This window comes from Nocardioides albidus, assembly GCF_006335005.1.
In the GTDB taxonomy this organism is placed as follows: domain Bacteria; phylum Actinomycetota; class Actinomycetes; order Propionibacteriales; family Nocardioidaceae; genus Nocardioides; species Nocardioides albidus.
Window position 1 is genome coordinate 1,057 of sequence record NZ_VDMP01000012.1, and the last position, 23,550, is coordinate 24,606.

General features: G+C 70.2%; 21 protein-coding genes. 13 read left to right on the top strand and 8 right to left on the bottom strand.

What is annotated here, in order from left to right; all coding sequences use genetic code 11:
• Positions 1-133: 133 nt before the first annotated feature.
• Complete coding sequence (locus FHP29_RS01215; protein WP_139621058.1) at positions 134-1,189, bottom strand: hypothetical protein; 1,056 nt, start codon at positions 1,187-1,189, stop codon at positions 134-136.
• A 52-nt stretch (positions 1,190-1,241) separates the two neighbouring features.
• Positions 1,242-1,637 carry an RDD family protein gene (locus FHP29_RS01220; RefSeq protein WP_139621059.1) on the bottom strand — a complete coding sequence of 132 codons (396 nt, stop codon included), beginning with the start codon at positions 1,635-1,637 and terminating at the stop codon, positions 1,242-1,244.
• A gap of 141 nt (positions 1,638-1,778) precedes the next feature.
• Here FHP29_RS01220 and FHP29_RS01225 point away from each other — a divergent pair, with 141 nt between their 5' ends.
• Together FHP29_RS01225 and glnA are read left to right on the top strand one after the other, a co-directional pair.
• A complete protein-coding gene (locus FHP29_RS01225) occupies positions 1,779-3,956 on the top strand; it encodes a glutamine synthetase III family protein (protein WP_139621060.1) in 2,178 nt (725 codons plus the stop codon).
• 218 nt (positions 3,957-4,174) lie between these two features.
• Entirely contained in the window at positions 4,175-5,596 is a 1,422-nt protein-coding gene (glnA, locus tag FHP29_RS01230; RefSeq protein WP_139621061.1) for a type I glutamate--ammonia ligase, read from the top strand.
• A 461-nt stretch (positions 5,597-6,057) separates the two neighbouring features.
• On the opposite strand, the gene FHP29_RS01235 is transcribed toward glnA, so the two are convergent.
• Positions 6,058-7,371 carry a PucR family transcriptional regulator gene (locus FHP29_RS01235; RefSeq protein ID WP_139621062.1) on the bottom strand — a complete coding sequence of 438 codons (1,314 nt, stop codon included), beginning with the start codon at positions 7,369-7,371 and terminating at the stop codon, positions 6,058-6,060.
• A gap of 172 nt (positions 7,372-7,543) precedes the next feature.
• Here FHP29_RS01235 and FHP29_RS01240 point away from each other — a divergent pair, with 172 nt between their 5' ends.
• The 5 genes from FHP29_RS01240 to FHP29_RS01260 all read left to right on the top strand — a co-directional run bounded on the left by FHP29_RS01240 (position 7,544) and on the right by FHP29_RS01260 (position 14,153).
• On the top strand, positions 7,544-9,010 hold the full coding sequence (locus FHP29_RS01240) for a class I adenylate-forming enzyme family protein (RefSeq protein ID WP_139621063.1): 1,467 nt from the start codon (positions 7,544-7,546) through the stop codon (positions 9,008-9,010).
• Between the two features lie 3 nt (positions 9,011-9,013).
• Positions 9,014-10,780: a DUF3556 domain-containing protein gene (locus FHP29_RS01245; protein ID WP_139621064.1), complete on the top strand. Its 1,767-nt coding sequence runs from the start codon at positions 9,014-9,016 to the stop codon at positions 10,778-10,780.
• Positions 10,777-12,195, top strand: coding sequence for a phytoene desaturase family protein (locus tag FHP29_RS01250; protein ID WP_192903938.1), 1,419 nt, complete (start codon positions 10,777-10,779; stop codon positions 12,193-12,195). The genes FHP29_RS01245 and FHP29_RS01250 overlap by 4 nt, the downstream gene beginning before the upstream one ends.
• 134 nt (positions 12,196-12,329) lie before the next feature.
• Entirely contained in the window at positions 12,330-13,109 is a 780-nt protein-coding gene (locus FHP29_RS01255; protein WP_139621065.1) for an enoyl-CoA hydratase, read from the top strand.
• A 66-nt stretch (positions 13,110-13,175) separates the two neighbouring features.
• Positions 13,176-14,153, top strand: coding sequence for an NAD(P)H-dependent flavin oxidoreductase (locus FHP29_RS01260; protein ID WP_139621066.1), 978 nt, complete (start codon positions 13,176-13,178; stop codon positions 14,151-14,153).
• Positions 14,154-14,303: 150 nt separating this feature from the next.
• Here the strand turns inward: FHP29_RS01260 and FHP29_RS23325 are convergent, their stop codons facing one another.
• The 3 genes from FHP29_RS23325 to FHP29_RS01275 are packed head-to-tail and all read right to left on the bottom strand — an operon-like array spanning position 14,304 to position 16,136.
• Entirely contained in the window at positions 14,304-14,483 is a 180-nt protein-coding gene (locus FHP29_RS23325; RefSeq protein WP_240044230.1) for a LuxR C-terminal-related transcriptional regulator, read from the bottom strand.
• Positions 14,401-15,006, bottom strand: a complete 606-nt coding sequence (locus FHP29_RS22365; protein ID WP_139621068.1) for a response regulator — start codon at positions 15,004-15,006, stop codon at positions 14,401-14,403. Before FHP29_RS22365 ends, FHP29_RS23325 begins: the two co-directional genes overlap by 83 nt.
• Positions 15,003-16,136, bottom strand: coding sequence for a sensor histidine kinase (locus FHP29_RS01275; RefSeq protein ID WP_158296441.1), 1,134 nt, complete (start codon positions 16,134-16,136; stop codon positions 15,003-15,005). Before FHP29_RS01275 ends, FHP29_RS22365 begins: the two co-directional genes overlap by 4 nt.
• Positions 16,137-16,306: 170 nt before the next feature.
• Between FHP29_RS01275 and FHP29_RS01280 the strand changes: the two genes are divergently transcribed.
• The 5 genes from FHP29_RS01280 to FHP29_RS01300 all read left to right on the top strand — a co-directional run bounded on the left by FHP29_RS01280 (position 16,307) and on the right by FHP29_RS01300 (position 20,608).
• Positions 16,307-17,125 carry a hypothetical protein gene (locus tag FHP29_RS01280; RefSeq protein WP_139621070.1) on the top strand — a complete coding sequence of 273 codons (819 nt, stop codon included), beginning with the start codon at positions 16,307-16,309 and terminating at the stop codon, positions 17,123-17,125.
• A 175-nt stretch (positions 17,126-17,300) separates the two neighbouring features.
• On the top strand, positions 17,301-18,284 hold the full coding sequence (locus FHP29_RS01285) for a zinc metalloprotease (RefSeq protein ID WP_240044231.1): 984 nt from the start codon (positions 17,301-17,303) through the stop codon (positions 18,282-18,284).
• Between the two features lie 39 nt (positions 18,285-18,323).
• Positions 18,324-18,770 (top strand): SRPBCC family protein, encoded by a 447-nt coding sequence (locus FHP29_RS01290; RefSeq protein ID WP_139621071.1) that lies wholly within the window; start codon positions 18,324-18,326, stop codon positions 18,768-18,770.
• Positions 18,771-18,842: 72 nt separating this feature from the next.
• On the top strand, positions 18,843-19,979 hold the full coding sequence (locus FHP29_RS01295) for an SGNH/GDSL hydrolase family protein (protein ID WP_139621072.1): 1,137 nt from the start codon (positions 18,843-18,845) through the stop codon (positions 19,977-19,979).
• 242 nt (positions 19,980-20,221) lie between these two features.
• Positions 20,222-20,608: a VOC family protein gene (locus tag FHP29_RS01300; protein ID WP_139621073.1), complete on the top strand. Its 387-nt coding sequence runs from the start codon at positions 20,222-20,224 to the stop codon at positions 20,606-20,608.
• A gap of 27 nt (positions 20,609-20,635) precedes the next feature.
• Here FHP29_RS01300 and FHP29_RS01305 read toward each other — a convergent pair whose 3' ends face one another.
• A complete protein-coding gene (locus FHP29_RS01305) occupies positions 20,636-21,103 on the bottom strand; it encodes a winged helix-turn-helix transcriptional regulator (RefSeq protein WP_139621074.1) in 468 nt (155 codons plus the stop codon).
• Between the two features lie 52 nt (positions 21,104-21,155).
• Between FHP29_RS01305 and FHP29_RS01310 the strand changes: the two genes are divergently transcribed.
• Positions 21,156-22,577, top strand: coding sequence for an MFS transporter (locus FHP29_RS01310; RefSeq protein WP_139621075.1), 1,422 nt, complete (start codon positions 21,156-21,158; stop codon positions 22,575-22,577).
• Here the strand turns inward: FHP29_RS01310 and FHP29_RS01315 are convergent.
• Positions 22,540-23,523: an alpha/beta fold hydrolase gene (locus tag FHP29_RS01315; RefSeq protein WP_205013777.1), complete on the bottom strand. Its 984-nt coding sequence runs from the start codon at positions 23,521-23,523 to the stop codon at positions 22,540-22,542. The two genes, FHP29_RS01310 and FHP29_RS01315, sit on opposite strands and share 38 nt — an antisense overlap.
• Positions 23,524-23,550 lie beyond the last annotated feature (27 nt).

Consider the following 23,550-nt stretch of genomic DNA (forward strand, 5'->3'; position numbering starts at 1 on the left):
GGCCATCGAGGCCCAACCCAAGCTCGTCGGCTACTGACGGCTCGACCGCCCACCCGGACCACCGGCCCGACGAAGTCGACGTTCCTGTTGCTCCCGGCCGTCGGGAACGACAGGAACGTCGACTTCGGCAGCGTCACCCCGCCTGCCAGCGCAGGAAACGCATGCGCTCGTACGCCGTCAGGGCTCGCCGACGATCGACGGTGTGGGTCTCGACCCAGCGCGGCGGCGGAGTCAGGGTCCAGCGGCGCTCGGCGTTCATCAACCGGGCGCGTTCGCGGGCGTCGAGGGTGCGGCGACGAAAGTCGGTGGGGTCGCGCAGGTCGGCGGTGACCATCTCGACGTACTCGAGTCCCGCCCGCCGGAACACAGCCTCGCGGTTGACGTCGACGCCCCGCCGCGCGGCGTCGAGGTGCAGCAGACTGTCGTACTCGAGCACCAGCCCGACGTCGACCGCCAACAGGTCGGGCGTGCCGAGGTGGCTCCCGGCGAGATCGAAGACCGGCCGGTTGCACACGAGCTCGCCGAGGGCGAGCCTCTGGCACACCAACCGCAAGGTCGTCTCCTTCGGCGACCAGCAGTTCTCCTCCGCCAGCCCGATCGCGGTCCGCAGCCGGCTCACCCAGCGCCCACCGCCCGACCGGTCCGCCCACTGCGTCATCTCGGCGAGCGACACGAGATCGGCGGCGCACGCGCGGTCGATCAGTGCCACTGCCTCGTCGAGGCTCAGCGCACACCGGACGGCGTACGCGACCGATCCGGCGTGGGGGCTCAACGTCAGCCCGTCGACCTCCACGACGCGGTCGAGCAGTGCGGCCTGGGTGGTGACGTCGATCCCGGCGCGAGCCCGGATCGGGGGACGCGGGACGGCGAGTGCCACCGGCAGCTCGACCCTCCCCCGCCAGCCGTCGAGGTGGCGGGCGCCGGCCCATCTCAGCGCCGCCCAGCCGGTCACCGCGCCGCCGGGCGGCAGGAGCGCCGCGCCGGTGACGATCCGCTGGTCGGTCGAGTTCGACGGGTCGAGACCGGCCGGCAGGTGGAGCCCCCGCGGCCCGGCCACCCATGCCGGCCCGCGCGCCTGCGCAGGGGTCGGGCCCGTGATGCCTGCCGGGTCGATCGCGACCGGCCACACCAGTCCTGGCCGACGCGGGTCCACCGAAGGGGGCGTCATGTGGCGGGTGCGCAGGACCATGCCGGTCAGCGTGCATCACCCTGTCGGCTCGTCGCCGACGTCATCCACAGGGCTACTTCATCAGTGTTCGCAGCGTCGCGAAGGTGACGGTCGACGTACCGGCGAACAGGTCGTGCAGGCCCCGACCGTCCGAGCGGAACACGAGGGGCGGGATCACGAGCGCCACGAGGACCTGCCGCCCGAACGCCTTGACGAAGCTGAGGCGGCGCAGGTGCCCGTCGGCGGGTACGACGCACAGGCCGGTCAGGAGCTTGCCCGCCGAGCCGCCGGCGAGCCAGGTGAGCAGGCCGGACTCGACGACGAACACGAGCAGCACGGCGCCGGAGGCGAAGGAGCCGGGTCGGGTGTACTCGTCGAGGCCGAAGATCGCGATCGTGACGAGGGTGCTGAGCAGCCAGTCCACGATCAGCGCGAGGATGCGGCGCCCCCAGGAAACGTTCTCGATCACGCCGCAACGCTAGCCGGACCTCCAGGACGACCTGTTACACGCCCGAAACATCGGGGCAACCCTGCGAAATCTGCGCGCCGTACCGTCGCCGGTGCGTCGCTGACGCGACGACATCTGCTGACATCACCAGGGAGTCCCCACATGACTGCGAACCCGACCCGTCTCGGCGCGATCCGCGAGATCGAGGCCAACGAGGCGCCGGCGACCTTCTTCGACGCCGACGAGAAGACGGGCGCCATCTACGGCGAGAACGTCTTCTCCCTGTCGGTGATGCAGAAGCGCCTGCCGAAGTCGGTGTTCAAGTCGGTCGCCGCCACCATCCAGAAGGGCGAGAAGCTCGACCCCGCCGTCGCGGACATCGTGGCCTCCGCGATGAAGGACTGGGCGATGGAGCGCGGCGTCACGCACTACGCGCACGTCTTCTACCCGCTGACCGGCCTGACCGCCGAGAAGCACGACTCGTTCATGGAGCCGGTCGGCGACGGTACGGCGGTCTGGGAGTTCTCCGGCAAGACGCTGGTCCAGGGCGAGCCCGACGCCAGCTCCTTCCCCAACGGCGGCATCCGGGCGACCTTCGAGGCGCGTGGGTACACCGGCTGGGACGTCCAGTCGCCGGCGTACATCCTCGAGAACCCCAACGGCAACACCCTGTGCATCCCGACGATCTTCGTCTCGATGACCGGTGAGGCGCTCGACCACAAGACGCCGCTGCTGCGCTCGCAGAACGCGATGTCGGAGCAGGCCAAGCGGATCCTCGCGCTGTTCGGCCACAAAGACATCGACAACGTGGTGTCCTACTGCGGCCCCGAGCAGGAGTACTTCCTCGTCGACTCCTCGTTCGTGAACTCCCGCCCCGACCTGCTCAACGCCGGGCGCACGCTCTTCGGCGCGAAGCCGCCGAAGGGCCAGGAGTTCGACGACCACTACTTCGGCGCCATCCCGGAGCGCGTCCTCGGCTTCATGCACGACACCGAGCGCGCTCTGTTCAAGCTCGGCGTCCCGGCGAAGACCCGCCACAACGAGGTCGCGCCCGGCCAGTTCGAGATCGCGCCGGTCTTCGAGCGCGCCAACCTCGCCTCCGACCACCAGCAGCTGATCATGTCGACGTTCAAGTCGATCGCGAAGACGCACGGGTTCGAGTGCCTCTTCCACGAGAAGCCGTTCGCCGGCGTCAACGGCTCCGGCAAGCACGTGAACTTCTCGTTCGGGAACGGCAACCAGGGCAACTTCCTCAACCCCGGCGACAACCCGCACGACAACGCGCAGTTCCTCGTCTTCTGTGCCGCCGTGATCCGCGCCGTGCACCTGTACGGCGGCCTGCTGCGCCTGTCGATCGCGTCGGCCGGCAACGACCACCGCCTCGGCGCCAACGAGGCTCCGCCCGCGATCATCTCGATCTTCCTCGGTGAGCAGCTCCAGGACGTCTTCGAGCAGATCGCCAAGGGCGGTGCGACCTCGTCGAAGCAGAAGGGCGTCCTGTCCGTGGGCGTCGACACCCTGCCGGACCTGGCCAAGGACGCCGGCGACCGCAACCGCACCTCGCCGATGGCCTTCACCGGCAACCGCTTCGAGTTCCGCGCGGCCGGCTCCAACCAGACCGTCGCGGCCCCGATGGTCGTCATCAACACGATCATGGCCGAGGCGCTCGACTACCTCGCCACCGAGCTCGAGACCGCCGTCGCCGGTGGCGCCGACTTCAACGACGCCGTCCAGTCGGTGCTGGCGAAGGTCGTCGAGCAGCACGGGGCGGTGGTCTTCAACGGCAACGGCTACTCCGAGGAGTGGCACGCCGAGGCCGAGCAGCGGGGCCTGAAGAACCTGCGTACGACGGTCGACGCGCTGCCGGAGTACCAGTCGCCCGAGGCCAAGAAGCTGTTCTCGACGTACGGCGTCTTCAGCGAGGCCGAGCTCGAGTCCCGCTTCGAGGTCGGTGTCGAGCAGTACGTCATGACGATCAACGTCGAGGCGAACCTGACCGAGGAGATCGCCCGGACGACGATCCTCCCGGCCGCGGTCCGCTACCAGACCGAGCTCGCCACCAACGTCGCCTCCCTCAAGGCGGCCGGCGTCGAGGCCGACACCACCGACCTGCTGGCCGTCACCGAGCTGGTGACCGCGCTGCGCAGCGGCCTCTCCGCGCTGGTCACCGCCCAGGCCGGCGCCGACGGGCACCACGGCCTCGAGGAGGCGGCGTACTACCGCGACGCCGTCCTCCCCGCGATGCTCGCCGTCCGCGAGGCTGCCGACGCCCTCGAGTCCGTCGTCGCCGACGACCTGTGGTCGCTGCCGACCTACCAGGAGATGCTCTTCATCCGCTGATCACGTCGCGACCGAGCCGCCCCGCCCCTTCGAGGGTCGGGGCCGCTCGGCGTGGACGTTGTTAACACGGACGAAACAATGCGGTACTGCGTCGGCAACAGGTCATTCGGTAGGTTGCCGGGGAGCGGGTGCCGGCCACATCGCCGTACCGGAGCCCCAGATCGCCACTGGCTGACCGATGGCTGGGCGCCGTGCCGCCGCAGCCGAGGAGGACCCGAATGTTCAACAACAGCGAAGAGCTGCTCAAGTACATCAAGGACGAGGGCGTCGAGATGGTCGACGTCCGCTTCTGCGACCTGCCGGGTGTGATGCAGCACTTCACGGTGCCGGTCTCGTCCTTCGACCAGTCGGTGTTCGACGACGGTCTGGGCTTCGACGGCTCCTCGATCCGCGGCTTCCAGGCGATCAACGAGTCGGACATGTCGCTCTTCCCCGACCCGACGACGGCGTACATCGACCCCTTCCGGAAGTCGAAGACCCTCAACGTCAACTTCTTCATCCACGACCCGATCACGGGCGAGGCGTACTCCCGCGACCCCCGCAACATCGCGAAGAAGGCGCTCGCCTACCTCTCCAGCACCGGCGTCGCCGACACCGCGTTCTTCGCGCCCGAGGCCGAGTTCTACATCTTCGACAACGTCCGCTACTCCACCGGCGTCAACGAGGGCTACTACCACATCGACTCCGTCGAGGGCTGGTGGAACTCCGGCAAGGAGGGCGAGGAGAACAAGGGCTACAAGACCCGCCTCAAGGGCGGCTACTTCCCCGTCGAGCCCTACGACCACTACAGCGACCTGCGCGCCGACATGGTCAAGAACCTCGAGGCGTGCGGCCTGCACGTCGAGCGTGCCCACCACGAGGTCGGCACCGCCGGCCAGGCGGAGATCAACTACCGCTTCGACACGCTGCTCAAGGCCGCGGACGACGTGATGAAGTTCAAGTACCTCATCAAGAACACCGCCTGGGAGCAGGGCAAGTCCGTCACCTTCATGCCGAAGCCGATCTTCGGCGACAACGGCTCGGGCATGCACGTCCACTCCTCGCTGTGGAAGGACGGCTCGCCGCTGTTCTACGACGAGACCGGGTACGGCGGCCTGTCGGACCTCGCGCGCTGGTACATCGGCGGCATCCTCGACCACGCCCCGGCGCTGCTCGCGTTCACCAACCCGACCGTGAACTCGTTCCACCGCCTGGTGCCCGGCTACGAGGCCCCGATCTCGCTGGTCTACTCCTCGCGCAACCGGTCCGCCTCGATCCGCATCCCGATCACGGGCAGCAACCCGAAGGCCAAGCGCGTCGAGGCCCGCTTCCCCGACCCGTCGGCGAACCCCTACCTCGCCTTCTCGGCCCTGATGCTCGCCGGCCTCGACGGCATCCAGAACAAGACCGAGCCGCCCGCCCCGGTCGACAAGGACATCTACGAGCTCCCGCCGGACGAGATGGCCGAGATCGCCCAGGTCCCGACCTCCCTCGGCGCCGTCCTCGACGCCCTCGAGGCCGACCACGACTTCCTCACCGTGGGCAACGTGTTCACGCCCGACCTCATCGAGACGTGGACGTCGTTCAAGCGCGAGAACGAGATCGCTCCCGTGCAGCTGCGCCCGCACCCGCACGAATTTGAGCTGTATTACGACATCTGATCCCGCGTGGGTGATGCCCACCGGCCAGGTGCCTGAAAACGGCCCCCTGACCTGCGAAGACACCGTCCAACGTCTTCCATCGTCGGGGGCCGTTTTTCGTTGTCGGGTGGCCCCACTGTGTCCCCGAAACCCACTCGGGCCGCTGTGCCCCAGATAGCTGTCAAGTCCGAACTCGACCAAGTTCCTCGCCCCCTACGACTCGGCAGGTCCGTGACGACAGAATCGTTGAGTCCCCGATGGTGGCGAAGCGGTCGCCGTTGACCCCGAACGGCCTCCACGACGCGACCTCGGTCGCCCGAGTCGTCCACGGATGGTGACAGCGCACGCCTGAGGCGAATATCGACCTCCCACCGTGATCGTCGCCATCCACCCGTCCCCGCCGCAGGACGCAGGTCTTACAACGGCGCGATCTCGTACTGGGCGCGCCGCCGACCGGCCCCCGCGATCAGGCGATCAGGCGATCAGGTCGTACCGTCTGCCGCCTCGGCCAGAATGGTGGGTCCGAGCCAGTGGCACGCGATCAGGGCCAGCTCGAGCTCGAATCGTCCGTCGTCGAGGGGACGACCCCGTAGCGCGATCGCCTTGGCCACCCGGTATTTGACGGTGTTCTTGTGCACATAGAGCCGCTCGGCGGTCGCGCCGTAGCTGCCGCCTTCCTCCAGCAGGATCCGGAGAGTCTCCCGCAACCGTTCCGCTGGTTCGTCGGAGGCAGCCAGATCGCCCAGCGAGGACGCCACCAGTCGCCGCGTTCCGGCGAGGTCGCCGGCCAGGAGCGCGGCTGTCCGCACGCCGGGCTCCGCATAGAAGGTGGCCTGACGGCGAGGCCCACCGCCGAAGGCGGCGACCTTCGCCGCCGCCAATGCTTCCTCGTGCGACCGACGGAGGCCGACCATCCCCACGGCGGGGACGCCCAAGCCCGCCAGCACTCGCGGACTGGCCGCGGCCAGCGCTCGTTCGGTCCGAGCCTGGCTCGCCGCTTCGAATCGGCGACCAAGCGGTAGCCACACCCAGAGGTAGTTCTGCCCCTTGGGCCAGATCAGCGGCGCGCCCGAAGCGCCGACTGCCTCGCCAAGTCGCGATGCGGCCGCCTCCAGTTCCACGAGCGTGGCTGTCGAATTCTCCTCGTCAGGAGTCCACAGCACGCAGCCCATGTGATGCTGGCGGAGACTGAGGCCAAGGGCATCCTCAGCCGTAGCCGAAGCGACTGGCTGGCCATGCAGGATCTGCTCGAGGATCTCGACCCGCAGTGTCCGACGATGACCGAGCCAGCGATCCCGCTCTGCCTGGAAGTCCTCGATCACCCGTTCTGACACTGCGTCGATGTAGTGGAAGTTCAAGCGCAGCAGGGTCCGCACTGCTTCGAGAGCACGTGCCGGATCAGGACGCGCCTCGACGATCTCGCCGACGGCCCAGGTCAGATGGAAGGACTGACCCAACCGGTACGCACGGACCAGCGCGGTGGCGGGGACTCCGCGCCTGGCGAGCCGTCGAGCATATTCGCTCGCATCCTCCGGAGCGGTGATCTCCTCGATGCCGATCTCGCCGCGATAGATCGCGGCCGCCAGGACCAGGTTGCCCTCCACGCTCCTGGCCAGCTGTCGCACCATGTCCGCGTCACGCGGCAGTTCAGGGATCTCCTCCACGAGAAATTCCGCAAGCTGGGCGGCCAGCGCGCTGGCCTGGGACTCGAGCTCCGAGCTCAGAAAGGCGATCTCGGCGAGCGCGGAACCAGGCGGTGATGCCACGTCGCGCGCCCTGCCCTTCGTTGCGCCCATGCGGGCAATTGTGTCTCGCGCGGACAGCATGGCGCGCGCGACTCACCCGCCGCAAGCGGTCCTGAAGCCACGCGGGACGAAGTTTCGCGGATCGGGCTGTCTCCCGGAGACAGTGACGCCAGTCACGCTCACTCCTAATGTCTTCTCGCAGGTCAACCCGAAAGGACCGCGTATGACGAGCTTGGGATATCTGCCCTGGCACCGCCCGTCCGCGTACGACGCCCGCCCAGCCGTACGCGACGAGCAGAACGACCTGACGTACGCCGACTTCGCGGCGCGCGTCGATGCCGTGGCCGAGCAGTTCTCCGAGCACGGCGTCGGTCGAGGCTCCGTGGTCGCGATCATGCTGCCGAATCGCGTCGAGCTGCTCGTGGCGATGGTGGCGGCGTGGCGCCTCGGCGCGGCGGCCACGCCGATCAACCCGGCGTTCACGGCGAATGAGGCCGACTACCAGATCCAGGACGCCGATTCGGCGCTCGTGATCAACGCCGGCCCTGATGCGCCCGATGGCGGCCGCCCCAGCCTGTCCGTCGACGACCTCCGCCGCGAAAGCCACGGGACCCTCTCCCCGGCGGCCACCTCGCCCGACGAGCTCGCCCTCCTCGTCTACACCAGCGGCTCCACCGGTCGCCCCAAGGGCGTCATGCTCGACCACGCCAATCTCGAGGCGATGAGCTCGATGATGGTCGACGTCATGCGGTTGGACGCTGAGGACCGTTGTCTGCTCTTCCTCCCGCTGTTCCACGTCAACGCGATCTGCGTCAGCTTCCTCGCCCCGGCCCGGGTCGGCGCCCAGCTGAGCGTGATGTCCCGCTTCACCGTCGACGGGTTCCTGGACGAGGTCGAGCGGTTGCGGCCGACGTACTTCTCCGGCGTGCCGACGATCTACTCGATGTTGCTGGCCCAGCCCCGCGAGGTGGACTTCTCGTCGGTCCGCTTCGCCGCCTGCGGAGCCGCCCCGGCCTCGAAGGAGCTGCTGGACGCCACCGAGAAGCGCTTCGGCTTCGCGCTCGCCGAGGGCTATGGCCTCACCGAGTGCACCTGCGCGTCCAACTCGAACCGGTGGTGGGACGTGCGCAAGGTGGGCACCGTCGGACCGGCGTTCCCCGGCGTCCGGGTCGAGGTGATGGACCAGGACGGCACGATCCTGCCCGCCGGCGAACGCGGCGAGGTCGTGATCCAGGGACCCACCGTCATGCGTGGCTACCTGAACCGCCCCGAGGAGACGGCGGAGACCCTGCGCGACGGGTGGCTGCACACCGGCGACGTCGGCATCCTCGACGAGGACGGCTACCTGCGGATCGTCGACCGGATCAAGGACATGATCATCCGCGGCGGCGAGAACATCTACCCCAAGGAGATCGAGGCCGTCCTCCTCGCACATCCGGGGGTGATGGAGGCGGCCGTCATCGGGGCGCCCGACGAGAAGTTCGGTGAAGTGCCCTTCGCCTACGTCGCCTGCTTCCCCGACACGAAGGTAGCGGCAGACGCCCTCATGGACGACTGCCGGACCCAGCTGTCGCGCTACAAGGTGCCGGTCGGCATCACGATTCTCGGGGCCCTCCCCAAGAACCCGATCGGCAAGATCGACAAGCCGACGCTGCGCGCGCAGCACCCCGTCACCAGCATCGGAGCCTGAGCCATGCCCTTCAAGGACCCCGTCTTCCCACCGGTCGATCCCGCCACCTTCATGCAGCTGCCGCTGCCCGAGCGGACGCGGGTGCTCACGACCTTCTGGGCCGAGAACGGCTTCGGCAGCGCCTACAAGCTGCACCTGGTCTACATCATGAAGTTCGTCTTCATGTCGACGATCGGCGGCCTGCTGATCGTCACGCTCACCTCACCCGACATCGGCTCGATCCTCGACGTCTCGACCTGGTGGAACGAGCCGATCGTCTACCAGAAGCTGATCCTCTGGGTGGCCCTCCTCGAGGTGATCGGCGTCGGTGGCGCCTGGGGTCCGCTGACCGGCCACTTCAAGCCGTTCTACGGCGGCGCGCGCTACTTCATGCGTCCGGGGCTGCTGCGAATGGCGCCGTGGCCCGACAAGGTGCCGTTCACCGGCGGCGTCAACCGCACGCCGGCCGACGCTGCCCTCTATCTGGCCTACATCGTCAGCCTCGCCATCGCGCTCATCCTGCCGGGCGTCCAGTACGGCGCCGCCGACGGCCAGCCGATCCTCGACGCCGCGGGCGGTGTGGTCCGCCACGAGGCGCTGTTCGCGCCGATCGTGCTCTTCATCGTGCTCGGGCTGCGCGACAAGGTGGTCTTCCTGTGCGGTCGCGGTGAGCAGTACCTCCCCGCGATGCTCTTCTTCGCGTTCCTCGAGCCGCACGACATGCTGATCGCGGGCAAGCTGCTGATCGTCGTCGTGTGGTGCGGTGCGGCGTTCTCCAAGCTGGGCAAGCACTTCGAGAACGTCGTGCCCCCGATGGTCTCCAACACGCCGTGGACTTCCAAGAAGATGCGCCTGGCGCACTACCGCGACTTCCCCAACGACCTGCGACCGTCGAAGCCCGCCTGGTTCATGGCCCACGTGATGGGCACTCTCGCCGAGATGGGCGTCCCGCTCGTGCTGCTCTTCACGACCAACTGGACGATCACCCTGCTCGGCGTGGGCGCGATGGTGCTCTTCCACATCTTCATCACCTCCACGTTCCCGCTGGCGGTTCCGCTCGAGTGGAACATCCTGTTCGGCTACATCGCGATCGCTCTCTTCGCCGGCTTCCCGAACGGCGACGGCTACAGCCTGTTCGACTTCAGCGAGCCGTGGATGCTCCCGGTCATCGCGGCCGGTCTGCTCTTCTTCCCCGTGCTCGGCAACCTCCGACCCGACCTGGTCTCGTTCCTGCCCTCGATGCGCCAGTACGCCGGCAACTGGGCCTCCGCGGTCTGGACGCTGAAGCCGAGCGCCGAGGAGAAGCTGAAGAAGGCGGGCATGCCCGTCGGCACCCACGTCGAACAGCTGGAAGCGCTGGGGGTTCCCGTCCCGGCAGGCCGCATCGTGATGGAGCTCTTCGTGGCCTGGCGCTCGATGCACAGTCAGGGACGCGGACTCTTCTCCGTGCTGCGCAACTACCTCGGCGACGAGCTCGACCAGCGGATGGTCTGGGAGGGCGAGACGGGTGCCAACCTGCTGCTCGGCTGGAACTTCGGCGATGGCCACATCCACGGCATCCGCTTCCTCGAGGCGCTGCGCGAGCGTTGCGACTTCGAGCCCGGCGAGTTCGTGACGGCGTGGGTCGAGTCGCAGCCGGTGCACAAGGACTCCCAGGAGTGGTTCATCTTCGATGGTGCCCTCGGCGTCGTGCAGCGGGGCACGTGGAAGGTCGCGGACTGCGTCGTCGAGCAGCCGTGGCTGCCCAACGGTCCGATCCCGCTGAACGTGACCTGGGCCGTGGCGAAGTGACCACTGCAGTCGTGGTCGGCAGCGGGCCGAACGGGCTCGCTGCCGCCGCGACCCTGGCCCGCGCCGGAGTCTCGGTCACGGTCCTCGAGGCGAGCGATCAGATCGGTGGCGGCACCCGCTCGAGCGAGGGCATCCTTCCCGGGCTCCTGCACGACGAGTGCGCCGCCTCGCACCCGATGGCGGTGGGGTCGCCGCTGCTGAGCGATCTGGGGCTCGACGCCTACGGGCTGGAGTGGCGACTGCCCGACATCGACTGCGTGCACCCGCTCGACGACGGTCAGGCCGGCGTCCTGCACCGCTCGGTTGCCGAGACCGCCGCTGGTCTCGGGGTCGACGGTCGGCGCTGGTCACGGCTCTTCGACAAGCCAGCCGCGTCGTACGACGTCCTGCAGGAGGACATCCTCGGTCCCCTCCTCCGGTTTCCGTCGCATCCGATCAAGCTCGCCAGGTTCGGGCTGCCCACCACGCTGCCGGCTTCCGTCCTCGCGCGCTTCTTCCGCAGCGACCCGGCCAAGGCGCTCTTCGGCGGCGTCGCGGCGCACGCGTTCCAGCCGCTGACCCGCCCCCTCAGCTCGGCGATCGGGCTCGGCATCCTCACCGCTGGGCACCGCAACGGCTGGGCGGTGGCCGCGGGGGGCTCGCAAGCCATCACCACGGCGATGGCCGCGTGCCTCACCGACCACGGCGGCACGATCGAGACCGGCGTCCGGGTCAGCTCCCCCGCACAACTGCCGCCCGCCGATGTCACCATCTACGACCTCGCGCCGGCCGGCATCTCCGAGATCCTGGGAGATCAGCTCCCCCGGCGCACCGGCAAGGCCTACCAGCGGTTCCGCTACGGCCCCGGTGCGTTCAAGGTCGACTTCGCGGTCGAGGGCGGCGTGCCGTGGACGGCCCACGCAGCTCGGCAGGCGGGCACGGTCCACCTCGGTGGCTCGTTCGCAGAGATTGTGGCCACCGAGCGTCAGGTCAGCCTCGGCCAGATGCCCGAACGACCCTTCGTGCTCGTCGGGCAGCAGTACCTCGCCGACCCGGGGCGCTCCGTGGGCGACGTACATCCGCTCTACACCTACGCCCACGTGCCGAACGGCTACACCGGAGATGCGACGGAGGCGATCGTGGCGCAGATCGAGCGCTTCGCTCCGGGATTCCGTGACCGCATCGTCGGCCTGCAGACCCGGACGACCCCGGACTTCGCCGCCTACAACACCAACTACGTCGGCGGCGACATCCTCACCGGCGCCAAGACGATTCCACAGCTCGTCTTCGGGCCGCGGCGGACCCTGCATCCCTACGACGTCGGGCTCCCCGGCCAGTTCATCTGCTCCGCCGCAACACCACCCGGACCGGGGGCACACGGCATGTGTGGCGCTCACGCCGCCAAGCGGGCACTCGGCTATCTCGAACGACTCTGACCAGTGCCGCACCTGCACCGCGGGGCGCCGATGACCTTCGTGGTGCCCTGAGGTCGTTCTTCGTTCGCCCCCGCTGGGTGCAACATCTCGCGATCCATTGCATGAACGAGTCGTTTGGCAATAACGTCTCGCCCATGAGCGCCGAGATCGTCACCGAGCTGGCCGACGGCGTCCTGCGGCTCGCGATCAACCGTCCTGACAAGCGCAACGCCCTGACGGTCGACATGTACGCGCAGCTCGGCGACGGCCTCGAGCGCGCGGACACCGACCCTGCCGTCCGGGCGGTCCTGCTGCACGGCCACCAGCGCGTCTTCTGCGCCGGCAACGACCTGGCGGACTTCCGCAACCCTCCCCCGGTCACGCCCGGGGAGGAGCGGCCCGTCCACCGCTTCCTGCGGTTGATCAGCACCGTCCGCAAGCCCCTCGTGGCTGGGGTCACCGGGTCCGCGGTGGGCGTCGGCACGACGATGCTGCTGCACTGCGACCTCGTGTACGCCGGCCCCAGCGCGCGCCTGCAACTGCCGTTCGTGAACCTCGGCCTCGTGCCAGAGGCCGCATCGACCCTGCTGCTGCCGGCCGTGGTCGGGCACCAGAGAGCCGCGGAGCTGTTCCTGCTCGGGGAGCCGTTCGACGCCGACCGCGCCGTGGCGCTCGGGATCGTCAACGCCGTCGTACCCGACGAGCAGGTCGTCGAGACCGCCCTGGCCACCGCCCGCACGCTCGCGGCCAAGGCCCCGGCCGCCGTGCAGCTCACCAAGCGGCTGCTCAGGCAGGGCCGTGCCGAGGCGGTAGCCCGCCAGATGGCTGCGGAGAACGAGCACTTCTCCGCACAGCTCAGGTCCCCCGAGGCCGCGGAGGCCCTCGCCGCGTTCGCAGAGCGGCGTCCTCCCGACTTCTCCGCGTTCCACGAGTGACCTGCCAGAGTGACCTGCCAGAGTGACCAGCCAGCATGACCTGCCCGAGAGGACGGCGAGACGCCGATGAGGACCGAGATCACCGAGCTGTTCGGCATCGAGCACCCGATCGTTCAGGGCGGTATGCACTGGGTGGGCTTCGCCGAGATGGCCGCCGCCGTGTCGAATGCGGGCGGCCTGGGCATCATCACAGGCCTGACCCAACGCACCGCGGATGATCTGGCGCGCGAGATCGAGCGCTGCCGCAAGCTGACCGAGAAGCCGTTCGGCGTCAACCTGACGTTCCTGCCCTCGGTCAACCCGCCCGACTACCCGGGCTACGTGCAGGCGATCATCGACGGCGGCGTGAAGATCGTCGAGACCGCCGGCAACAACCCCAAGCAGTGGCTACCGGCGCTCAAGGACGCCGGCATCAAGGTCATCCACAAGTGCACCTCCGTCCGGCACGCCCTCAGCGCCGAGGCGATCGGGGTCGATGCGCTCAGCATCGACGGCTTCGAGTGCGCCGGTCACCCGGGCGAGGACGACATCCCGAACATGATCCTGCTGCCCTTGGCGGCCCGGAAGCTGGGGATCCCGTTCGTCGCCTCCGGCGGCTTCGGCACCGCCGACCAGCTCGTGGCGGCTCTCGCCCTCGGAGCCGAAGGCATCAACATGGGCACCCGCTTCATCGCGACCCAGGAGGCGCCGGTCCACGACAACGTCAAGCGCGCGATCCTCGAGGCCAGCGAGCTCGACACCCGCCTGGTCATGCGGCCGCTCCGCAACACCGAGCGGGTCCTGGCCAACGCCGGCGTCGAGCGGCTCCTGGCGAAGGAGAGCACCCTGGGCGACGCCATCACCTTCGAGGACATCGTCCCGGAGGTGGCTGGGGTCTACCCCCGCATCATGCGCGACGGAGAGATGGACGCCGGCGCCTGGTCGTGCGGTCTCGTCGCCGGCCTGATCGACGACATCCCGACCTGCCAGGAGCTCATCGACCGGATCATGGGCGAGGCCGACGAGATCATCCGCGGACGGCTGGCAGGACTGGTCGCGCCGTAGATCAGTGCTCGTGGCCCGCACCCTCGTCGTTGCTCGGTACCAGACATCGACGCGGTCTGGGAGACGGGGCCACTCGGGTGATCCCACCGATCGAGGGGCGTCCCCGACGACCGGGTCGTAAGCCGTCCTCGCGTTCGCGGACGTCCCTTGCTACTCGAGCGACCGACCCTCGACGGGATGGTCGCGGTTGAGGTGCCCGGGACGGACGAGCCCCGACTCGTAGGCGAGGACGACCGCCTCCACGCGGTCACGCACACCGAGCTTGTCGAAGATCCGCGACACGTGGGTGCGCACGGTCGCCTCGCTCAAGAAGAGCTCGGAGGCGATCACCGCGTTCGTCAGTCCCCGCGCCATCTGCTCGAACACCTCGCGTTCCCCGTGCCGTGAGTGCGTCGACCCCCGGGGTGGTTCCCGCCCCACCCCGAGGCTGCTGCAGCCAGTCGTCCACCAACCGGCGCAGGAGCGCCGGGGCCAGGGTCGCGTCACCGGTGGCAACCGCCCGGACGGACGCAAGGAGCTGGTGACGGGGCACGTCCTTGAGGAGGAACCCGCTGGCGCCCGCCCTCAGTGCCTCGTAGAGGTACTCGTCGAGGTCGAAGGTCGTCAACATCAGCACGCGGACCCCCACCGGTCCGTGCTCCAGCAGGGCGCGGATCGCAGCGATGCCGTCGGTTCCGGGCATCCGGATGTCCATGAGGACCACGTCCGGGGAGGTCGCTCGCGCCACCTGGAGCGCCTCACTGCCGTCAGCCACCTCCCCCACGACCTCGATGTCCGGCTCGAGGTTCAAGATCGCGGCGAACCCGGCGCGAACCAGGGCCTGGTCATCGACGATGAGCACGCGGATCGTCATGACAGCGGCAGCCTGGCCCGCACGGCGTACCCGCCCTCGTGCGTGCGCCCCGACTGCAGGGTCCCACCCAGCAGATGCGCTCGCTCGGTCATCCCCACCAGGCCGTGCCCGCCGCCGGGCGCGGTGGCGGACGCCGTGACGGACGCTGCCTCGCCGTCGTCCACGATCTCGAGCGTCAACGCCTCAGCCTCGTAGCGGACCAGCACCGCGGCGCGCTGTGCCCGACCATGCTTGACGGTGTTGGTGAGCGACTCCTGGAGGATGCGGTACGCCGAGAGATCCACTCCCGGCGGCAGCTCACGTGGGGTCCCGGCGATCTCCAGGCTCACGTGGAGGCCGGTGCGGCGCACGTCGGCCAGCAACGCGTCGAGGTGCGCCAGCGTCGGCTGTGGTCCTCCGTCGTCCTGGCCGCCGCCGCGCAGCAGCCCCAACAGCCGGCGCAACTCGACCATGGCCTGTCGGCCGGTGTCCTGTATCGCCGCGAACGACTCGGAGGCCCCGCTCCGGTCGGCCTCGATCAGCGCCTGGCCGGCCTCCGCCTGGACGACGATCGTCGACACGCAATGGGCCACCACGTCGTGGAGCTCGCGGGCGATGCGGGTGCGCTCGGCCCGGGCCGCGTTCTCCTCCCGCTCGGCCTGGAGCACTTCGAGCTCGGCGGCATAGGCAGCGGCCTGGTCCGCCATCTGCCAGTAGCGGCGGGCGACCATCCCGGCGACCCACATCGCTCCGAGGATCAGCGTGAGGAACGGCCAGTCCGACCCGTCCGCTCCGACGTCGAGGATGCTCGTGACCACGATCGCAACGCCGGTGGCCGCCAGGCTGCGCTGCCGCGGGAGGTACGCGCCGGCGGAGTAGACCGCGCACATCGGGATCGCAAGGCTGGATCCGGCATCCCAGATCTCGCCGAGCACCGCTCGCTGGACGGCCATCACCGCCAGCACCCCGACCAGTGCCAGCGCCGGTCGGTGTCGACGTACCAGGAGCGGCACGGCCAGAGCCACCGCACTCGGCACGACGAAGGCCAGCGGGTCATCGCTCGGCGTGGCGAGGAGTGCCTCGGTCACCGCGATCCCGGCAAAGCCGCAGGTCACCGCGACGTCGAGCCGATGGGGCGACGGGCCTCGCATGCGCTGGACGCTACTCCGCACCCCGGGGCGGCACATCGGTTTCGACGCTGATCCGCACTCGCAGATCTCAGCGCCGCGGAGGATGCGGAATGCATCGCGCGCCCGATCCGTCGACCGGCTCCGCTCTCCTAGCGTCGGCTTCGTCCGGTTCCCGATGCCTGGAGGTTCTGATGACCATGTCGACCGCCGTCGAGCCCAAGCCCGACCGCCGCGTGCTGGTCCGATCGCTGGCGCCGTTGGCCACCTCCTCGGCCCTGATGGCGGCCGGAATCCTCCTCTCGTTGACCGCCGCCGACCGGGTCGAGGCCGAGGACGTGGTGGACGGGGTCATGCTGCTGCTGTTCCCGGCGGTGGGCGCCCTGCTGCTGATGCGGCGCCGCGCTCCCCGGGTCGCGCTGCTGTTCCAGGGCGTCGGCCTTCTCGCCGCATCCGGCTTTCTCGCCGGTGGCGCCAGCGAGCACGAGTGGGCGGGACGCTCGGTCTCCGGGGTCGTCGCCAGCGTCGCTTTCACCGCCACCATCTCCCTGCTCCTGGCCGTGACGCCGTACTTCTTCCCGGACGGCCACCTCCCCAGCCGCCGCTGGCGTCCCGTGGTCGCGGTCTCGGTCCTCGCGGCGGCGCTCTCCTGCGTGACGATCCTGCTCACGCCGGGCGCGGTCGACGAGGACTCCGCAGAGCTGGGAGACAACCCACTCGGGATCGGAGGCCTGGCGTCCCTGCTCCACGCCCTCGAGCTCCTCTCGTTCGTCGCGTTCGCCGCCTGCGCGCTGCTCGGCGTGGCTTCGCTGCTGCGTCGGCTGCATGGTGCCGACCGGCGTACCCGTCGCCAGATCGCCACCTTGGGAGTCGGCGTCGCCGTCCTGGTCGGACTCTTCCTGCTGGACTCGACGCTCCAGTCGATCGGTGGACAGGCCTACGGTGTCGTGGCCGCCGTCATCGCCCTCGGTGCCGTCCCTCTCGCTGCCGGGCTCGCCCTCCTTCGCGACTGACCACTCCGGCACCGGCTCCAGCCGTGAACGACGCTCCCTCGGCGACATCACGTGGGCCCGGGCACGCGGGAGATGAGGTCGCGCCGTTCTTGCGAATTTCATCGACGTGCCCGGACGCACAGGACTAGCCTCGAAGTCCGTTGACTCCGATCCACCCCACCCTCTGGGAGCAGTCGTGATCCGAAGCCGTCGTCTTGCCGCCCTCGCGGGCTCCGTCGCGCTGCTGGGCGCGGTCCTCACCGGGGCAGGCGCGCCCGCGAGCGTGGGTGCGGCCGGTGCCGCCGCCCCCGCGCCCTGCTATGAGCCGGACGCCGCGCGGACCACCGCCGGCGCCGCGGCGCGCGGGCACGGGCACGGTCACGGGCATGGCCACGAGGCCAATGTCGACGCCGCCTACGAGCGCGAGGCGGCACTGCTGGCCAGGGGCGACGCGCAGGCGAAGGCGGCTGTCGGCAAGCCCCCGGGTGGCGGTGGCGGCACACCGGCGGTGACCGGCGGCACGATCGACGTGCACTGGCACGTGATCAACAAGGGCAGCTCGATCGCCGACGGCAACATCCCCGACAGCCAGATCAACGCCCAGATCAACGTGCTCAACAGCGCCTTCGCCGCGTGGGGCTGGTCCTTCCGGCTGGTGAGCACCGACCGCATCACCCACCCGGGCTGGTACGTCGCCGAGCCCGGGACGACCGCCGAGGCGAACATGAAGACGGCGCTGCGGGTCGGCGGCGCCGACGACCTGAACATCTACTCCAACTCCCCCGGGTCGGACCTCCTCGGCTGGGCGACCTTCCCGGCGTCGTACGCGTCGAGCCCGAAGAACGACGGCGTGGTGCTGCTCTTCTCGTCCCTGCCGGGCGGCTCGGCCGCGCCGTACAACCTGGGCGACACGGCGACCCACGAGGTCGGACACTGGATGGGGCTCTACCACACCTTCCAGGGCGGGTGCAGCAAGACCGGTGACTACGTCGCCGACACGGCGGCTGAGCGCTCGGCGGCCTACGGCTGCCCGGCGGGACGCGACACCTGCAAGGCCGGCGGGACCGACCCGATCAACAACTTCATGGACTACTCGGACGACGCGTGCATGTTCGAGTTCACGCCCGGACAGGACGCCCGGATGGACGCCCAGTTCAGCACATACCGGTACGGCAGGTAGGCCCTCGGCCGGTCGGGGCCCGGCGGGGAAGGAGTCAGCATGCGGTTCGAAGTGACCACCCTCGCCTCTCCTGAGCAGGTCCGGGAGGCCCTGACCGACTTCACCGATCGCCGCCTCCGGATCTGGAGCCGCACGCTCGATCCGCGCACCTACGAGGTGCGCGAGCTCGGGGACACCTGGGCGGTGGCGCGCGAGAGCACGGCCGGCTCGCCGTTCTGGGTGGTGTGCCGCTACGACTGGTCCGACCCGGACGTGGTCCGCTGGACGGTCGAGGAGTGCAGCTGGGGTGGGTCCGGTGAGGGATCGGTCCGCGCCACACCCACCGACGGCGGCGGCAGCCGGGTCGAGGCCGAGTGGACCTACACCGGCGCCACCCGCCGGCGCGACAAGATGCTGCTGCCGATGATCGGCTCGGCGCCGATGAGGGCGATCATCGCGCGCGGCTGGACGCAGGCCCTGGACCGCTTCGCGGCCTCACCGCCCTGAGCACCTCCCGCCAGATACCGACTGAATGGTAGGAAAGGCCGCACCCGCCCGTCCGGCCCCGAGAGGTGTCCCATGCCGTCCAGCCGCTCCCACCGTCGAATCCTGACCCTCCTGGGGGTGCCCGTCCTGCTCGCGCCGGCACTCCTGGTCGGCGCCGCCCACGGGAGCGCCCAGGATCCCGAGCCGCCGGGCCGGTCGTCGGTCCGGTCGATCACCGTCTTCGGCGACAGCATGAGTGATGTCGGCACCTACCAGGCCGCCACGGGCGACCCCGGCAACCCGGGCGCCTTCACCGTCAACCCCGGGAACGTCTGGGTCGAGAACGTCGCCGAGCACTACGGGCTCACCGTCACCCCCACCCGCTCGCTGACGATGGACAAGGACGCCTCCGCAGGCGCGACCACGCAGACGGGGACGGCGAGCGTCCTCGGCGGCAACGGGTACGCCGAGGGCGGGGCCCGCATCGCGATGCTGCCGAGCCAGAGCGGGGTCGGGAACAACCAGCTGGTCGCGCCGCTCGCCGACCAGGTCGAGCGCTATCTCGCGAGCAACGGCTCGTTCCCGGCAGACGAACTGGTGCTGATCGGGGGCGGCAGCAACGACACCTTCGCCCAGTTCAGCGCGGTGTGCTGGGGCCTGGACAACAACGGCGTCGGAGAGGGCGACACCACCACCGCCAGCGCCACGGAGGCCGTGGCCGAAGCGGCCCGCGCGGAGGTCGCGCTGGTCCGGGAGATGCGCGCGCACGGGGCGCGGCGGATCGTCGTGGCGGGGGCGGGCGACTGGAGCACGAACCCGTTCGCCCGCTACTACCTGTCGAGCGACTACCAGAGCACCGGCTGCTCCACCGCCGTTCCCCCGGCGCAGGTGGCCGCCTGGACGCGCGAGTTCAACCGGATCCTCACCCGCGGGATCGCCGGACTGCCCGGCGTGAGCTACCTCGACGTCACTCGGATCCTGACCCGAGCCGCGGAGGACCCAGCGGCGTACGGGCTGGTCAACGTCACCGACCCGGCCTGCACCAACACCACGCCGACGAGCTCGGCGGTCTTCTGCACCGAGGACACGCTCGTCGCGCCGGATGCCGCGCGAACCTATCTGTGGTCGGACGCGTTCCACCCGACGCCGCGCGGCCACGAGATCCTGTCGGACGCCGCCCTGCGCCTCCTGGCCAGAGCCCCCGGAGGTCGTCCGGCCGCAGGTCGCTGACCTCGTCGGCACAGGCCGGCCGGCGACCGAGGAGGCAGGCGCCGAATCCCGGGAGCCGATCGCCACCGGCGCGCGGTCCGCAGGTCCGCGGAGCGGGTGTCGGCGTACCACTCCGGGCGTTGGACGGATCGCCGACGTACGCGGCCACCCGGAGCAGAGCCCCCGGGCGAAGTCAGAGATCGTGCGGCTGCTCTGCGTCCGCTCCCCTTGCCGCGCCGCGCGTCAGTTGCGATCGTCGATCCATGACCACTGTCAACAAGATCGCCGTCGCCATGTTCACCGTCGCGGACCAGGACGCCGCCGTGCGGTTCTACACCGACAAGCTCGGCTGGGAGGTCCGCAACGACGTCGCCATGGGCGAGGGCCCGGACGCCGGGCGGTGGGTCGAGGTCGGTCCGCCGGGCTCCGACGCGACCCTCGCGCTGAACCCGCCCATGGGCGGACAGCCGGGCGGCGGCGGAGTCGGCGTGGAGGCCACGGACCTCGACGCGGAGCTCGAGCGGCTGCGCGGCACGGAGGGCGTCGAGGTGGGTGACCCGATGGGCGGCGAGGGGCCGGTGCCGCGGATGTTCTCGGTCACCGACCCGGACGGCAACTGGGTCTGGATCGTCGAGGCGCCTCAGGGGTAGCGCCGCAGTCGGCGACGCCGTCGCCGGTCACGCCCGGCTGCCGAGGACGACGTCCTCCTCCTCGACGAGATGGCCGGCCTCGCAGCGCAGCTCGACGTGGACCGGGGCATCGCAGTCCGCATGCGTCACGGCCGGAGCCCGGCCCGGGGTGTGCGCGGCCCCCCACTGCAGCAGCGCCAGCACGACCGGCAGCAGGTCGTGGCCGCGCTCGGTGAGGACGTACGCGTGACGGGTGCGCTGACCGGGCTCGCGGTAGGGCTCCTTGGCGAGGACACCGACCTCGACCAGCTCCCGCAGACGCTGGGCGGCCACCGCCTCGGTGATCCCAGCCCTCTTGGCGAGGGCGTCGAACCGGGAGCAACCGTAGAAGAGCTCGCGCACGAGCAGCAGCGTGGAGCGGTTGCCGATCAGCTGGAGCGTGCGGTCGACGGGACAGGCATCGCCGAGCGCCACGTCGCCGCGGGTGGCCAGCCGGCCGGTCAGGGAGAGTGCCATGCCCGACATTCTAGCTTGCTTTTTCCATAGTCAGCGATCTACAGTCCTGGCTATGCCAACCAAGAGCCAGCGGCTCGTCGTCACGATCCTCATCGGCTCGGCCTTCCTCACCGGCGTCGACATGTTCATCGTCAACGTCGCCTTCGCCGAGATCGGGCACGACTTCCGCACGGCCGACCTGGCGCAGCTGAGCTGGATCCTCAGCGCGTACGCCGTGGTCTTCGCCGCGTTCCTCGTCCCGATGGGACGACTGGCCGACCGCTACGGCCAGAAGACCGGCTTCGTGGCCGGCCTCGCCGTCTTCACCGTCGCCAGTCTGGCCTGCGGCTTCGCGCCCGGGGTCTGGTGGCTCGTGGCATTCCGCAGCGTGCAGGCGATCGGTGCCGCAGCCATGACGCCCGCGAGCCTCGGACTCCTGCTCGCCGCGGTCGAGCCCGAGCGCCGCGCTCCCGCCGCCCGCCTCTGGGCGACCACGGGTGCCGTCGCCGCCGCCCTCGGCCCCGCGGTCGGCGGCGGTCTGGTGCAGATCTCCTGGCAGTGGGCCTTCTGGATCAACCTCCCGATCGGGGTGCTGCTCGTGGTGGGCGCGCTGCGCCACGTCCCCGACGTGCGCCACAACGACGGCACCCCGATCCCCGACCTCGCCGGCGCGGCGCTGCTCGTCGTCGCGGTGGGTGCGCTCGTCCTCGGCATCGTCCAAGGCAACGACTGGGGCTGGGGCTCGACGGGGACCATCGGCGCCTTCGCGATCGCCCTCCTCGCCACGGCGGCGTTCGTCCGCCGTACGACGCACCACCCCTCCCCCGTCGTGATGCCCAGCCTGGTGGCGGTGCCGGCCTTCCGCTGGGCGACGATCGCCACCTTCGTCTTCAACGGTGCGTTCGGCGCCGCGCTGCTGGGCGGCATCCTGTGGATGCAGGAGGTCTGGGACTACGGCGCCCTGCGCACCGGCCTCGCCGTCGCCGTCGGACCGCTCGCCGTGCCGATCACCTCGGTCCTCGCCCACCGCCGCTTCCCGGGCGCGCGGCCCGGTCCGATGATCGCCGTCGGCAGTGTCGTGTTCGCCGCGTCGGCGCTGTGGCAGGCCAGCGCGCAGAGCGTCACGCCGGCCTACGCGACGCACTTCCTGCCCGCCTGGATCCTCGGCGGGATCGGCGTCGGTCTCGCCGTCCCCAACCTGCTGGCGGCCGGGACCGCGACCCTCCCGCCGCAGCAGTCCTCGACCGGCGGCGGGGTCGTGAGCATGGCCCGCCAGGTCGGGCTGGTGCTCGGCGTCGCCGTCCTGGTCAGCGTCGTCGACGGCGCCGCGGCCGACCCGTCGACCGGCTTCCGACACGCCTGGTACGCCGTGGCCGTCGGCATGCTGCTCGCCGCGGCCGCCGCCGTCCGCATGGACCGGGTCACCGTGCCGACGCCGCAGCGCGACGCCGCCGGGCTCACAGCCCTCGAAGGAACTCCAGCAGAAGGGCGTTGACCTCGTCGGGTCGCTCCTGCTGCACCCAGTGTCCGCAGCCCGGGAGGATCTCGGAGCGGGTGAGCCGCGGCAGCGTGCGGTCGAAGCGGTCGATCGACCTGCTCCCCCACCGGGTCGGCCCGTCGAGGCTGCCGCCGACGAAGAGGGCCGGCACCTGGATGGGGTGGTAGCCCCACACCGACAGGTCCTCCCAGTCCCGGTCGACGTTGCGATAGCGGTTGAGCGGCCCGGAGAAGCCGGAGCGCTCGAACTCGCCGACGTAGAAGTCGAGGTCGTCCTCGGTCAGCCAGGCGGGCAGCTCGTCGGGGCGGACGAACCTGTCCTGCATCCGGCCGCCGGGCGCGATCAGCGCGGACGGCCCGAGACCCGCCTCCTTCGCGGCGCGGACGCCCTCGCCCGAGGCGGTGAAGTACATCCCCAGCAACCAGTCGCGGACGTCGGCCTCGATCTCCGCCTCCGCGCGGCCGGGCTCCTGGAAGTAGGAGATGTAGAACTCCTCGTCGCCGCCCATGGCCGCGAACGCGTCGGTCGGCCGGGTCGGCCCCGCCGGGGAGAAGGGCACCGACAGGCCGGCCACCGCCCGGAACACGTCGGGGCGCAGCTGGGCCGACGCCCAGGCGATCGGGGCTCCCCAGTCGTGCCCGACGACGACCGCGCTGTCCTCGCCGAGGGCCTCGACCACCGCGACGTTGTCGGCCACGTGCCGCAGCATGCGGTAGTCCTCGATCGCCTCGGGAGCCGACGACCCGCCGTACCCGCGGACGTCGATGGCGACGGCCCGGTAGCCGGCCTCGGCGAGCGCCGGAAGCTGGTAGCGCCAGGAGTACCAGGACTCCGGGAAGCCGTGGACCAGGAGGACGAGGGGGCCTTCGCCGAGTTCGACGGCGTGGAGCTCGATGCCGTTGACGTGCTCGGTGCGGTGCCGGAGTGCTGAGAGATCGACCACGTCGGCAGTCTGACAGGTCGAGCCCAC

Bases quoted from the DNA above. Each gene is read 5' to 3' on its own strand.
- FHP29_RS22365 (WP_139621068.1), bottom strand. From the start codon at position 15,006: ATGACGATCCGCGTGCTCATCGTCGATGACCAGGCCCTGGTTCGCGCC.
- FHP29_RS01295 (WP_139621072.1), top strand. From the start codon at position 18,843: ATGCCGTCCAGCCGCTCCCACCGTCGAATCCTGACCCTCCTGGGGGTG.
- glnA (WP_139621061.1), top strand. From the start codon at position 4,175: ATGTTCAACAACAGCGAAGAGCTGCTCAAGTACATCAAGGACGAGGGC.
- FHP29_RS01280 (WP_139621070.1), top strand. From the start codon at position 16,307: ATGACCATGTCGACCGCCGTCGAGCCCAAGCCCGACCGCCGCGTGCTG.
- FHP29_RS01255 (WP_139621065.1), top strand. From the start codon at position 12,330: ATGAGCGCCGAGATCGTCACCGAGCTGGCCGACGGCGTCCTGCGGCTC.
- FHP29_RS01215 (WP_139621058.1), bottom strand. From the start codon at position 1,189: ATGGTCCTGCGCACCCGCCACATGACGCCCCCTTCGGTGGACCCGCGT.
- FHP29_RS01225 (WP_139621060.1), top strand. From the start codon at position 1,779: ATGACTGCGAACCCGACCCGTCTCGGCGCGATCCGCGAGATCGAGGCC.
- FHP29_RS01310 (WP_139621075.1), top strand. From the start codon at position 21,156: ATGCCAACCAAGAGCCAGCGGCTCGTCGTCACGATCCTCATCGGCTCG.
- FHP29_RS01290 (WP_139621071.1), top strand. From the start codon at position 18,324: ATGCGGTTCGAAGTGACCACCCTCGCCTCTCCTGAGCAGGTCCGGGAG.
- FHP29_RS01235 (WP_139621062.1), bottom strand. From the start codon at position 7,371: ATGGGCGCAACGAAGGGCAGGGCGCGCGACGTGGCATCACCGCCTGGT.
- FHP29_RS01240 (WP_139621063.1), top strand. From the start codon at position 7,544: ATGACGAGCTTGGGATATCTGCCCTGGCACCGCCCGTCCGCGTACGAC.
- FHP29_RS01305 (WP_139621074.1), bottom strand. From the start codon at position 21,103: ATGGCACTCTCCCTGACCGGCCGGCTGGCCACCCGCGGCGACGTGGCG.
- FHP29_RS01300 (WP_139621073.1), top strand. From the start codon at position 20,222: ATGACCACTGTCAACAAGATCGCCGTCGCCATGTTCACCGTCGCGGAC.
- FHP29_RS01275 (WP_158296441.1), bottom strand. From the start codon at position 16,136: ATGCGAGGCCCGTCGCCCCATCGGCTCGACGTCGCGGTGACCTGCGGC.
- FHP29_RS01260 (WP_139621066.1), top strand. From the start codon at position 13,176: ATGAGGACCGAGATCACCGAGCTGTTCGGCATCGAGCACCCGATCGTT.
- FHP29_RS01245 (WP_139621064.1), top strand. From the start codon at position 9,014: ATGCCCTTCAAGGACCCCGTCTTCCCACCGGTCGATCCCGCCACCTTC.